Genomic DNA, 13,786 nt, shown 5'->3' with positions numbered 1-13,786 from the left:
TTTAATGACGTTTAATTATTCGAGTAATACCAATAATAAACATAGATAAGAATAGCACTCCGGCGAACATATGGATGCTTGCATAGACTGAAACGACGCTCCCGGAATCCAAAAATACTCGCATCCAGGAAGGGAAGAAATTCTGGTTGCTATGATTTGCGATCGCAAAGGCTTGTTTTTGTTCTGAGCTTAGGAAGGGAAACAGACTTTGATAGGAGTAGCTTGAAGGAGAAAAATAAATGGCGGCGTTGGAGTTTTTTTGTGTGATTTCTACTGCAGCAGGGAAACGGTTCAGGGGTATAATGGCACCTGTATGCGCTGCACGATAGAAGACGAGACAGCCGGAAATATAAAGGATTAATAACGCGATTAATGAACGATAATGCGGTATGCCTAATCTTGAAATTGTCTTTAATACTTCGGTGCTGATTTTTTCAAGAGTATTTCGGGGAACAGTCCTCAATAGAACTTTCCTGGCTTTCGTGTCGTCTCCTGCCCTTAAGTAGGCGGCTGCAAGTTCTTCGTAAGGTTGCCTGTTGTTTTCCTCATTATAATTATGAAACCACTTACACAGTTCTAGAAGACTTGTTTCTGCATATGATTCACTGCTATAAATATAATTGTATTTAACACCAATGATTTTCCATTTTGCATTATCTTCAATGCCTCTGCCCGGTGAAATAAACAATTGTCCGATTTTTGAGGAATGTAAGTTTACTTCGCCGCATACACGGAAAGGTAAATTGTTCTTTTTAGATCCTTCGTTTAAAAATAATTCTCCGTCTATTCTGGAGAATTTCATCGTCAACGCGTTGGGGAAGTCTTCTTCTTTTTTATTGATCTTTTTACTTCTGAAAATCGAAGTAGAGGTCAAGGTCTTATCATTCCCTATTGATTTATCCATAGCATAGAACAGTGCGCCTGAAAAATCGGCCTGGCCGCAAACATGGATTCCAGAGAAAAAAGTTTCGCCTATTACCACGGTGTTTTCGAGGATAAGTTCGAATAATTTATTTTCCGGCAACAGGCACTTTGATTCCTTTTCGGCGGTGAAATGCAAGTATTGAAGCGCTTTGTCGTAACATGACAGCGCATTTTCGATAAAGGTTTCATCTTTTTTTAACACCTCGAAATAGTGATCTTGTTCTTTATATAGCTCATGACTGAAGTTTTCCTTTGCGGTATGCGTAATGTCTTTAAGATAATTAAAGACTATCCGATCGTTGTTTCGATAAAGTTTAGCTCTCGCGGCGACTATTTTTCGTTGTACAGTCGCAGCGTGCGGGATTAACGCGGAGATATCTTCCTCAGATTTTCTGTCTAAGAGATGTTTTTCGTATCGTGATTGTTTTATAATGTTAGATGGTGAAAATCGAATAGATTTAGCTACTCGTGCGTTTTTGGCGCTTATGGTATAGGGGCCTCCAATTGTATTGATAAACTTGCTTCTGTAAAATGTGATATTTCCGCCAATATTGGATTCATCCAGTGAAATAGAGCCCATAAAGATCGCCTCCGAAGAAAATTGAACATCGCTTGCTATTCTGGAGCCCGATAAGTTGACGGCAATTCCGTCTTGCAGATTTGCGACAATCAAGGACTCTGAAAAATCAATTCCATCTTTGATGTCACACCGTAGTAAATCGACTCCGTTTGCTGCTACAAATCCTTCGCGTAAGAAGATGTTTCCCGCAACCATTCCTCTTGCGTTGAGTGAATACGAATTGCTAAAATCCATACTTGATCTATCAGAGCCGCCAATTAGCAGTGTATCGGTACAGGCAAACAAGTGTTCGATTTTGGCAAATGTCAAGTGTAGGCTTTTTTGAATGACAGATGTACGGATGAAAAGCTGATATGCTTTAAGGTTATAGCAATTTATACTGGCATGTGTCCTCAGGTTTGTGATTTCAAACAGATTTTGTATGATCGCACCGCTTAAGATCCAGTCGTGTTGCATATAGCAGTTTTCTGAAACGATTCCCGTAGCCCTGATATTTGTACAATCAATTCCCTCGCTTAATTTGATGTCTTGAAATTCCAGTTGATCGGTAATACGAGCGTTTTGTAGATTGATATTGGCCGAGTAATAGCTGAGATCCATTCGGTCCAGGGAACTAGACTCTGTATCCACCTCGGAATTGGTAATTTCTTCTTTGGGTAAACCGCCGTGGCTTATCTTTGTGCTTAGAGTAATTTCCTGTTTACTATGGCTTTCTGTATGGCGGTTTGTAAAAACCAAACTGCCATTTATCTTCAAATTCATTCCGGAAAAACTTTCCCATTTTGAATTCAATAGGTTTTGTGACTTGTAGATTTTGACACGTTCGAATGTTAAACTTTTTGTTTGCGAGTTCTGTAAATTGAGTCCTCCTCCAAAAATGCAGTCCCTGAAAATGATGTCAAGATCTATGGCAGTGTCATGAATGTTTAAAGCATAATTTTCTTTTAGGATTGCATTGTTGGTTAATCGGATGATGTCTGTACGCCGATATATATTTGCGCCCTGAATAATTAATTTATCTGTGGAAAATAGGATTTTGGATATCTTTGGCATTAAGAGTAGTTCTAGAAACTCGCCGCTGATGCATAGATTGTATATGCTTAGATTCTTTTTTTCGATCTCTCCAGCGGAGATTCGGCAATCGGCAATTCCCAGACTTGTTCCTTCATATAGGAGCACGGCCTCTGCGAAGGTTAGTTTATAATCGTCAAGTGAAAATCGTGTAATATTCTCAATGATTTTGGGGTCGATATTTAACTCAATAAGTAACTCCTTAAAGTTTGGTACTTTTAAAATCATGGTAGTACGTGTTGATATGAACCGGTAATTCCCTACTGCACCTTGTATATAGCGCGGGTTAGCTCAAGGCTATCTTTATTCACAAAAAAAAAGCCCATCTATCCTCCAGAATATTCTCTGGCTGAATAGATGGGCTCTATAGTTATTACTAATATACAAAGTTTTTGATTTGTATACAAGTGCGTTCACACCCTGCGAGGCTTGTAATATTTTTCAGTAAATGTGGATGTGGACTTTTTTATGCTTCCGCCTGGTATTCGCCTCGCCTCCACATTCAAGCTGTTTCTAAAATCCCGGCTTCAACGTCATCGGAATGAGTATCCTGGCATCAACGGCCACGCCGTTAACCTTCAACGACAACCAATCATCCGGTATCAACCGCGCCACGCGCAGCGCCTCTTCATCCAACCCATGTCCGAGACCGGACACAACTTTCTCATTCACCATCTTCCCTTCGCGCGTGATCGTGGCACTAACCACAACGGTCCCCTTAATCCCCGCCTGCCGCGCAGCAGTAGGATATCTAAATCCGAGCATATAGTACGCCAGCTTACTCCGTCCCCCCAACAATAAAGGGGTCCTGCCCGTATCATTTGTCCTGGCCTCCGCACCGTCCAGGATCTTTACATCCGTCGGATCCGGAAAACCATCACTCAACAACACCGAGTCCTTGCTAAAATCAATTCGCTGGATCACCTTCCCCTTTACATCCGAATACTCCCAAATTCCCGTCCGCACATTGTGGTCATACTGTCCTTTCTCTTTATACGCGGCCGGCCCCTGCACTTGCTTTTGATAGGAGCCATGCTTGATCGAAGGCTTATACTTCAGAACATAAAATACCTCCTTCGAGGCGGGGATATAATACTTGTGAACCCGGATTTCGGTTTCCTCTTGGGCATGGCCGTGCATGAACAGCACTGCCAGCAGCAGCGAAAGAAAAATTCTCATGAGGTGGTCTTTTTGACATCGCGTGGATGCTCCGTCAAGATGACCAGGATTGCCGGAATTTACAACTTTTTAGTAGTAGACATACCCGTCGCCGCTCTGGATCAGCGCAACGTCTGTTTCGTCGGCATCGCGTACGGGCATCGTCACCAGCTGGCCATTGACTTCTTTCCAGAAGGCATGTTGTTGGCGGATCATGTCCAGTTGTTTGCGCGACGTGATCTCTTCGAGCTGGAGCTCGCCGGCCATGTTGCCGGAGCTGGCCGTGGCCGGTATAAAAAACACCAGCTTGTCGGCCATGATCCTGGAACGAACCGTCATAAAATACAGTGGCATGTTCTCTTTGTCAGCATACCGGAACCGTATAAAATACCGGTTACCGGTTTTTACGATCGTAGGGCATTCGGTAAAGTGAGCCTCGTCGCGAAGATCGACGATGGCCATCGGAGAGCAGCTCGCCAAAAGGGCAAGAATCAGTAAACAACAGGGGAAGCGCATAGAACAAAATGGTATAGGTTTTAATCTGCTGTATAAGCAATCAACCGACCCGGGGCCGCATAGAAATACTGTCGAACGGACGAGAAAGCGGATGAAAGGTCGCCAATGACCGACCAAGCGTCAGAACCCTGAACCATTGGTCGAAACCGCAGATTTATACTACCAATACCCCCGACGAGCTGACAGAAGATATATAGTAAATATAATTTTAAGGAAACAATCGATTGATTCGTTTGGTTTTGTCGCAATTATTTGACATTGGAGACCATTGTGTCTATTTTTAGACACCAACTCAATTAACCTAAACCTACCTTGACCCATGAAATGGACCATTCGGAACAGACTGTTCCTATTAGTCTGGATTATTGTTGGCATCTACGGAATTGCCATCGCCTTCACCATCGTAAACTTTCGAAAAAACTTAACGGAACGCGCACGCCAGGTAGCCCTGTCGCAACTTGCCGAAAAGGCCAGTAGCGCCCGCGTGATTGTACAGGGAGATTTCGAAATTGCCCGCACCCTGTCCGAGACGTTTACGCGCACGACATCATTGGAAACGAATGTGCGCGAACAGGTTGTAGAAGCAGCGCTTACCGGTGCCGTCGCGCAGAGTCCGCGATACCTCGCGCCTGGCTCAGCATGGAACTCTCGGCCGTGGACACCGCCTGGACAAGACCCTACGGCCGCAAGCGCTATACCTACTACCGCGCGGGTGCGCCGCTGATCGATACCGTAAACACCACCGGCGACATACCCGGCAGCCTGTACGCGACGCTGAAAGCGGCGAAGGAAGAAGCCCTCACCGAACCGTATATACTGTCGTCCACATCGTCGGTAAAAGACCAACGCAACAACTACCTGGGCACGTCGGTCTGCGTTCCCCTGTTAAAAGACGGCCGCTTCCTCGGCCTGGTAGGCATGGACATCACGCTGGACGCCCTTGATTTTATCGCCCGCATAAAACCTTTCGAAGGGGCCACCAGCTTCCTCGTATCCAACCAGGGTATCATCGTCTCGCACGAAGTACCCGAAATGATCGGCAAACCTTTGTCAGCCGTCATAAAAGGCGACACCACGGCCGTCCTCGCCAGCATTCAGCAAGGCAACATCCTGTCGTACAACGACAGCACGGCAGGCGATGCGTTGATTGCCTTCACACCACTACACATTGGCCGCTCCGACAACCCCTGGTCCATTGGCACCATCGTACCGACAGCATCCATCAACGGAGGCATCAACACAATCCTGCTCCGCACGTTGCTGCTCAGCACCCTGGGCCTTGTCCTGCTGATTGTAAGCGTCGTCTTAATAGCAAACAGCATCACGCATCCCATGAACGCCATCAATGCCCGCCTCAAGGCGCTGGCCCGTGGACAGATCGGCATGGCGCGTACAACGCGAAGGCTGCGGGGCGAGCTGCGCGAAATGACCGAATCTGTCTATGCGCTGGAAGCCAACCTGAAAGACAAGATCGACTTTGCCGTCGACATCGGAAAAGGAAAGTTCGACAGCGTATTCCAGGTATCCGGACAAGACGACACGCTGGGCCTGGCGCTGGAGTCCATGCGCACCAACCTGAAACGCTTCCGCGAAGAAGAGGCCAAAGGCGTATGGCAAAACGATGGTCTGGCACGCCTCAACGATGTCATCCGCCGCAACGCGAGTAATACCGAAGGCTTCTACGACCACGTGCTCAAAACACTGGTACAAATCCTTAAAGCCAACCAGGGCGGCCTGTTTATCATCCACGGTGAGGACGAAGATCGTTACATCGAGCTGGTATCGGTCTATGCCTACGAGCGCAAAAAATACCTCTCGCGCCGCCTCGGCTGGGGCGAGTCGCTCATTGGCCAATGTATACTGGAAGGGGAGATCATACACCTGAAAGACATACCCGCAGGTTACATTCGCATCACGTCCGGCCTGGGCGAAGCAACCCCGGCGATGCTGGCATTGTTGCCGTTGCGTACCGAAACGCATGCCGTCGGCGCCATCGAGCTCGCGACATTCGCGACGCTTCAGCCGCACGAGCTCGAATTCCTGAAACGCGCCGGCGAGATTATTTCTGCCTCGATCTATAACCTGCGCGTGGCAGAGCGGGTGGTTTAATATACCTCCTGTACCCCGGCTTCGATCAGGGCAAGGTCTTCCTCGGTAGGGGGTTGCAACGGCAGCGGTGCCCGCGCGTTGTTCACTTCCTTCCAAAAGAACTTGCCCTGGTCGATCAGGGTGATCTGCCTGGATTCGGTGATCTCTTCAATTTGCAGCCGGCCCGCCATGCTGCCATCGCTGGCCATGGCCGGAATATAGAATAGCAATGTGTCTTTTTGAATCCGGGTACGGATCGCCATAAACGTCAACGGCGGACCTTCCTCCTTATCCGCATACCGGAAACGGATAAAATACCGGTCACCCGACTTAATGATCGTCGGCGACTCCAGGAAACGGTTGACATCGTGCAGGTCGACAAACGCCATCGGGCCGCAAGCCGCCAACACCAAAAGACAGAAAGGAAGAAATGAACGCATAGAACAAAAAAGCAACAGTGAATCTATGCAAATTTTGCAAATATCTCCACAGTTGCAAGAAGTGTAAGAAAAGCCGACGGTAACTGGCGATTTCTATAAGTTTATGCAAGGGTGTTTAGATAAGTTTTCTTAATTCCAGCCAGCCCTGAAAAGGGCGTAATACAATAGCCCAGGTCAGAGCGGCAGCGAAGGCCTGGGCAGACGGACACAGACGATACAGAATCTGAAAGGGCGTAACAATTCGAGGCACGCACATGAACTTCCTACAATCTATTGCTGGCGAGTGTTATCACCCAACCAGTTTTTCAATATAGCCAACTGTTGCGCATCAGGCGTAGCGATTGGCGTAATGGCAAAAGAAGCTTTCCCATCCCGCACAGTCGTATCGATAGCCAACCCCGCATAGGCGAGGTACCTGGCATAGTCAACAGGCTTAGTAGTATACACATACTCAAACAGCTCTTTCAAGGGTGTGCCGGCAGCAGCCTCACACGCCTGCTGAAACTCGGCATCCGTAAAGCCGCGCTTCAGGTCCTGATAATAATGCCGGTATAAGTACCGCATGACATCGTCAAGCGACTGTTTGTTTCCACTCGCCTGCCGGATGCCCAGGTCCAGCAACAGGCCCATGGCGGTACCTTTGTCGTAATATGAAACCGTCTTCGATACATCCGGCCGCTCAAAAGGATTACCATCCCAGGTGTTGTAGCTGGCTTGCACCAGTGACTGGTATAAATGTCCCGCGTTGTTTTCATACGATGCAATGGTTCGCTGAAAAGCCGCCAGGAACGCCTCGCGTGTAATTAGCCCGGACCGGCGCAGCATGATATACTCGTAATACGACGTGAACCCTTCTGAAACCCACAGCAAGTTGGTGCGGTTCTCACGTTCGTAATTAAACGGTCCCAGCTCCACCGGGCGAATACGCTTTACGTTGTAATGATGAAAATATTCATGGGAAAGAAAGCTCAACATGCGCTCACGCCCTTCCGGGTTATTTAGCTCGTTCCCATCAAAGCTTACAGCCGTTGAGTTCAAATGCTCGATGCCACCGCGCCCCGGACCGATGGCGATAAACGTATAATGCTTATACGGAATATCCCCGATCAAATCTGCCGCTAGGGTAATAGAGCGCTTCAGCTCCTCCATAAACACCTTGCGGTCAAAGCTCCCAAGCTTATATCCGATAAACCGGTGTGGAACACCATGCACCGTAAACGCCGGCAGTTCCTCCAGGTTGCCGAGCAGGATCGGGCTGTCGTACAAAACATCAAAGTCCGGCGCAGTATACGTATACTTCTTACCCGCCACCGAGTCGAGCCCGGTCGCCACGCGGTTCCACTGTGGCGCAGGCTTTAGCGTGACTGTTACAGGATGTTGCAGAATCCCATCAGCGTGCATAAAAAGTCCGGTAGGAGCAATATACCCGTGCGTGTCGTCGAGGAAGTTAGCCGCCACAAAAGACATCGTAGCCTTGACAGAATATTGGAGGGTAATCCGTTTCGCCCGTTGACTAAACACCCGCCACCCCGAGCGTCCAGCTTTTTCCCAGCGCACGGCCTGGCCGTTGCCATCCTTCACTCCGAAATTCGTGACATGGTCCGCATAATTCCGCACCTGGTAAAGCCCCGGCATCCACGCCGGCATCTTAAACACGACTGTATCACGCGACAGATTCTCACACACCAACTCCACCTCAAACAACTGATTCGCCGGCTTCGGCATTGACACGGTAAATGCCAGCGTACTTTCTTCAGCGGGTCCCTGACAAGCACTAAGTACAAAAACTAAAAGAAGTGATAGAAGAAGGTCAGCAGACAAGCGCAGCCGCGTGGGAGAGAAGCGTGATACCATGTTTAGGGATAATATGATAAAACGCAATATACAAATCGAACGTAATACGTGCGACCCCTTATTCAGAACGTGGGTAATATCTGTAAATAGAAGGGTAAAATGTGCTCAGCAAAGCCTACGCTACGCTCTCTTCTCTACTTCCTCGTCAACATCCCGGCATGCAGCACCCCCTGCATCACCGCCCCAACCGGTCGCGTATTGCTATAGTCGAGATTAACCAACGCCGCTATCGTTTGGGCTACCTGTTTCTGATAATACTTCTTCCCATCCACCACTACGCCCGTCGCGGGCGTATCCGGTCCCATTACGGCCATCCAAATATGCCGCGATCCCGGCGAAAGAATCCCATGATTCCGCCACGAGCTCCGAAACAGATACCCGCGCCCATGATCCGTCGTTATAATCAGCGTCGTATTATTCCGATACTCCTCATCGTTCTGAATCCATTCCCATAACGACGCCAGCAGGCTATCGGTGTCGTGCGCGGCACGTAGATATTTATCATACTGCCCTTTGTGTCCGTAGTCATCCGTCTCGTCAAATCCAATAAACAAAACATGTGGCCTATACTCTTGTAAATACGCAAACGCCCGCACAAACGTAACACGATCCGAATGTTTCGCGATTACATCAGGCTCCTGTGCCTGCGGTCCGTGAGACTCGTAGCGTCGCTCGCCCAACGTCGTCTCATACTTCGATGCAAACGGCAGTCCGCCCCGTAAGGCTCCTGCCGCATACGGAATCGCCTCCCACGTAGAAAACACCGCCACCTTATCCTCATACGCCGGATCCGATGCAATAAACTCCAACACCGTCCGATTCGGATTCTCCACCTTCTTGTTCGACTTCACGCGCCGGTCCGCAAATCCCACCAACAGCTCACTATACCCCGGATACGAAAACAAATGTGAATTCGAGCAGTTGACCTTACTGCCTACCGTACGATCACCATAAAGCTGCCCTTTCCCGGCGATCGTATTCCACATAAAAGGCATAAGGTTTTTCCGCCGCGCTTCAGCATCCGTCGCCCCAAATTGTTCAACAGCCCCTGCATCTCTGGTAACCTTCGTATCACGAAGCCTATCCGGATTCGCTCCCTGAAACAGCTCACGCCACCGCAGTCCGTCCAGCGTAACCAACACAACCTTCCGCGGCCCCTGCTGCGCCAGTGCGTTGAAAGAAATCAACAAACAGAAAAGCAACGTAAACCTCATAGTACGAAGATCGTCTATGAGATTTACGATAGCGTTAGACCAGTTTTATCAACGTATTAGGATATGCGCGCAATGTGAACGCTATCCGGGAATAAAGGATAGTGGTATTAAAATTGCGTTAACGAATCTAAAACGAGAAAGTATAAACCTTCCCCGCCTCGGTAGCCAAATCATACTCATACACACGCCGCACTTGCTCAACTTGCTCCGCAGCAACGATCACGGGTTCTTTCACGGCTGCTACAGCAAAGAACGGATTGCCATTCATGCCCTGCGCAACGTGTAACCCCGCATGCTTCAGCTCGTCATATATTCGGAAGCGACACTTCCCACCCAACGCCGACTTCACCACCAACCGGCTAATCTTCCCATCGTTCCAATCCAGATCAACCGTAAAGCCGCCACGTGCCTTCAATCCCGTCACCTTCCCGGTATGCCAGGCATCCGGCAACGCCGGCAGCAGATGCACTGCCCCGTCATGGCTCTGCACCAACATCTCGGCAATCCCCGAGGTACATCCAAAATTCCCGTCAATCTGAAACGGCGGATGGGCATCCAACAAATTCGGATAGGTCCCGCCTTCATCATCATGCGAAGGCGTCAGCTGATCCTGCATCAACTTATACGCACGATTACCATCTTGCAACCGTGCCCACCAGTTCACCTTCCAACCCATAGACCACCCGGTAGACTTATCCCCCCGATACACCAGCGACGTTCGCGCAGCTTGAAACAACGCTGGATTTCTGTATGGTGACACTTGATTACTCGGATACAACCGATATAAATGCGACACATGCCGGTGCTTATCATCCGGTCGATCCAAATCCTCCAGCCACTCCTGCAACTGCCCATGCTTCCCGATTTGCATCGGTGGCAGCTTCCCCAGCTTCACGCGAATGGAATCCGCCAACGCCTGATCCGCACGAAGCACCGCCGCCGCTCCCAGGAAATTCGAAAACACATCAAACACCAGTTGATTATCCATCGTAGTGCCCGCGGTCATCGACACCCCCCGACGATGTTCGTTCTCCGGCGACATCGACGGGACCACCACCAGCCATTCATGCGAAGGTTCCGTCTGCAAAGCATCGGCATAGAATAACGCCGCGCCCTTCAGAACATCGTATACACTCTTTAGGAAATTCGTATCGCCGGTGTATTGATAATGTTGCCAAAGATGCTGTGACAACCATGCGCCCCCCATCGGCCACATGCCATAGAACGCACCGTCTACCGGACCCGTAATGCGCCACAGGTCCGTGTTGTGATGCGCCATCCATCCGCGCGCGCCATACATCTCTTTTGCGCTCGCCTGCCCCGTAACAGCCAGTTCTTTTAGCATGGTAAACAACGGCTCGTGCATTTCCGGCAGGTCCGTAACCTCCGCCGGCCAGTAGTTCATTTCCGTATTGATGTTGATAGTATACTTGCTATCCCACGGCGGCATCAGTTGATGATTCCACAATCCCTGCAACGTTGCGGGCTGCGTACCCGGCTGCGAAGCGGAGATCAATAGATAGCGTCCAAATTGGAAGTATAGCGCCGCAAGCTGTGGATCATTCCCCGTTGCAAATTGTTGCAAGCGGGCCGGGATAGGCTGTTTTGTTGCAGGCGTTGTGCCGAGGTCAAGCGACACCCGGTGAAAGAATTTTTGGTAATACGCGGTGTGATTGCTTTTCGCACTGGCATAGGGTTGCTTCAAGGCGGCGGTTAAGTAACCAAAGGTCTTTTGATGGGCATCACCACGCAGGTCATGGTAATTCCGGAAGTTCGTTCCCATCGATATATATACTGTCACAGCCCTGGCCTTCGATACGACTAAGGCGCTATCCGTCGTGGTCAGTTTACCACCGTCCAGCACAGGCGCTACGAGCGTCTCAAATTTTACCTGTCCTGTCTTACCCTCATGACTGCCCGAAGTCCCCGTCAACACCAACCGTTGCCCTTCAGTATAGATGCGCTTACTCGTATGCGGACTCTTCAGCCGAATCGTACAATCCACCGTACCACCTTTCCCCGCCGTCACCTTCATCACAATTACCTGGTCGGTAAACGAAGCGAAGACTTCGCGTGTATACCGCACATTACCCACCGTATACGCCGTCGACGCCACCGCCTGATCAATATTCAAGTCGCGCGTATAACCGGTAGCCCCATCATGCCCCGGAAAGTCAATGAGCAGATCACCCACCGTCTGATAGGGCATGCCATGATTGACATTCGGCCCGGCCACCTTCTGTGCGGCCAGGTCCTGTGCCTCCTGATACTTGCCATCAAAGATCAACTTGCGGAGCTCCGGCAACGCCTCCCGAAATCTGTTGTCGGGCAGATTGTTTCCCGGTCCACCGGCCCACACCGTCTCCTCGTTCAGTTGCAGTCGCTCCTGCGCCGCCCCGCCAAACACCATGGCCCCCAGCCTTCCGTTGCCAATGGGCAGTGCCTCATTCCAATTCGTCGCCGGCTTGTCATACCATAGCCGCAACAGCTCCGCCTGGCTCGCAGACTGAGCGTGACAAACCGTCCCCCAGCAGGAGAGCATGAAAAGAATGAAGGCGAGCGTGCGTGTAGATTGCAACATACAAAGTTGTTTAGTATCAGAATATACACAATACTAAACGCACCCACTTAATAACCCGTTAAAATCCACTTAACGCTGATACGAACAGCAAAATAACAGGATGACCGGCAGGAGAGACAGTGTGAGTGTGAAGTGTGAGAGCGAACCAGCGTTGCTGGCGCAAGTTTTAGCGCCAAGCGTTAGCGAAGGTGCGGAACTTGTGCCTGGAACTGCCTGCAGTCTCCAAACTGCCGGAAGACCAGGTACAATCTAAACCCGTGGTCATCGCGTACGAATATGTTACCTCTTTTACCGTCGTACCAGGCTGCGCAAGGCCTACCGTATAATGGTACACCAAGGATTGAACAGCTGCCGCCGGCTCCTTACGATTCAAAGCCGCGCCCCGTTTCACATCGCTCAGCACGGCAGCCGTGGCGATCGGAGACGCTACCCTTGTATTCTCTACATCATTGCTGGTATCGACAACAGCAATATCTTTGCTACCATTCGCAAATTCCTCAGCCTCACGATCCACATTCATCCCACTCTCGCTCTCAGGCTCGCTCTCGCTCTGATTCTCCTTTCCTGCTACAATCCCCAAAATCTTCGCCGCCCCCGCACGCTTAATCTGTTTCACCTCACCACCATCCATCGAATCCCCAAAACAAACCCCAATCCCCAACATCAAGCTATACCCACCATCCGGCGGAAGTTGATCTAACGACAATTCCAACGTAGTGGCCGGTGATCCCTTCAGCGCCGAATGCCACTCCGACGAAGTATAACTGCATCCATACATTGTATCATACCACTTCGGCGCTGTAAATTTACCAGTTCCTTGATTGAACTTAAAATCCGGCACAATCCCCAAAGAGATCGTAATACTAAACTTCGAATGCCGGTTATTCGGGAAGAAATTAATGTCGCGCACCAACGCCGGGATCTCCACCTTCGCCGAGCCTTTTTCTACATCGATCGACCAGCTCAAGGTACTGCGCAGCATCGAATCGAATGTAGTATATTTGTTAAGTTGAAAACCTTCCAGTAACTTGGGGTGTTTCGAAAGCTCGATCGCACGTTGGCCTAATTTGCTGGTGGAATCTTGCTTCTGAATAAGCTTGAGCGATTTGTTGATGAACCCGCTGAAATTATAGTCGGCGAGTGCACGCATCGGGTGCATCATAAAACGAATTTCTTTGCCCATGGTCGAGCAGCCGCCAAATTCGCTCATGTAAAGTCGTGGAAGAGCAAATTTGGGTGATTTTTTGATCGTCTCTTTTGAGGCGCCGCCTTTACGCCGCACTACGATCTTGTCCGTACCGCGCATGCGGTAAAAAGAGAGGTCACCGAGACTACCGGTGAATTGCAGTTCTTCTAAGAA

At 49.6% G+C, this 13,786-nt stretch carries 10 protein-coding genes; 2 read left to right on the top strand and 8 right to left on the bottom strand.

Translation table 11 applies throughout. From position 1 onward, the window contains the following. Nucleotide 1: 1 nt before the first annotated feature. From KK062_RS12040 to KK062_RS12030, 3 genes are all read right to left on the bottom strand, one after another. On the bottom strand, nt 2-2,803 hold the full coding sequence (locus KK062_RS12040) for a hypothetical protein (RefSeq protein WP_254084547.1): 2,802 nt from the start codon (nt 2,801-2,803) through the stop codon (nt 2-4). 285 nt (nt 2,804-3,088) lie between these two features. Continuing rightward, a complete protein-coding gene (locus KK062_RS12035) occupies nt 3,089-3,754 on the bottom strand; it encodes an energy transducer TonB (RefSeq protein WP_254084546.1) in 666 nt (221 codons plus the stop codon). Nucleotides 3,755-3,823: 69 nt separating this feature from the next. Further along, a complete protein-coding gene (locus KK062_RS12030) occupies nt 3,824-4,249 on the bottom strand; it encodes a hypothetical protein (RefSeq protein WP_254084545.1) in 426 nt (141 codons plus the stop codon). Between the two features lie 319 nt (nt 4,250-4,568). Between KK062_RS12030 and KK062_RS12025 the strand changes: the two genes are divergently transcribed. Both KK062_RS12025 and KK062_RS12020 read left to right on the top strand, forming a co-directional pair. Continuing rightward, nucleotides 4,569-4,973 carry a hypothetical protein gene (locus KK062_RS12025; RefSeq protein WP_254084544.1) on the top strand — a complete coding sequence of 135 codons (405 nt, stop codon included), beginning with the start codon at nt 4,569-4,571 and terminating at the stop codon, nt 4,971-4,973. Further along, nucleotides 4,889-6,358, top strand: a complete 1,470-nt coding sequence (locus KK062_RS12020; protein ID WP_254084543.1) for a cache domain-containing protein — start codon at nt 4,889-4,891, stop codon at nt 6,356-6,358. Before KK062_RS12025 ends, KK062_RS12020 begins: the two co-directional genes overlap by 85 nt. On the opposite strand, the gene KK062_RS12015 is transcribed toward KK062_RS12020, so the two are convergent. From KK062_RS12015 to KK062_RS11995, 5 genes are all read right to left on the bottom strand, one after another. After that, complete coding sequence (locus KK062_RS12015) at nt 6,355-6,777, bottom strand: hypothetical protein (RefSeq protein WP_254084542.1); 423 nt, start codon at nt 6,775-6,777, stop codon at nt 6,355-6,357. The two genes, KK062_RS12020 and KK062_RS12015, sit on opposite strands and share 4 nt — an antisense overlap. A 270-nt stretch (nt 6,778-7,047) precedes the next feature. Next, nucleotides 7,048-8,502: a M61 family metallopeptidase gene (locus tag KK062_RS12010; RefSeq protein ID WP_254084683.1), complete on the bottom strand. Its 1,455-nt coding sequence runs from the start codon at nt 8,500-8,502 to the stop codon at nt 7,048-7,050. Nucleotides 8,503-8,765: 263 nt separating this feature from the next. Further along, on the bottom strand, nt 8,766-9,845 hold the full coding sequence (locus KK062_RS12005; protein ID WP_254084541.1) for an alkaline phosphatase family protein: 1,080 nt from the start codon (nt 9,843-9,845) through the stop codon (nt 8,766-8,768). Nucleotides 9,846-9,972: 127 nt separating this feature from the next. Then, a complete protein-coding gene (locus KK062_RS12000; protein ID WP_254084540.1) occupies nt 9,973-12,426 on the bottom strand; it encodes a glycoside hydrolase family 95 protein in 2,454 nt (817 codons plus the stop codon). Nucleotides 12,427-12,592: 166 nt separating this feature from the next. Next, a partial coding sequence (locus KK062_RS11995; protein WP_254084539.1) for a hypothetical protein occupies nt 12,593-13,786 on the bottom strand: 1,194 nt, incomplete at its 5' end.

This window comes from Dawidia cretensis, assembly GCF_018598175.1.
GTDB classification, from domain to species: Bacteria; Bacteroidota; Bacteroidia; order Cytophagales; family Cyclobacteriaceae; genus Ohtaekwangia; species Ohtaekwangia cretensis.
The sequence above is the reverse complement of the archived record's forward strand: the minus strand, read 5'-3'. Positions and strand labels throughout refer to the sequence as shown.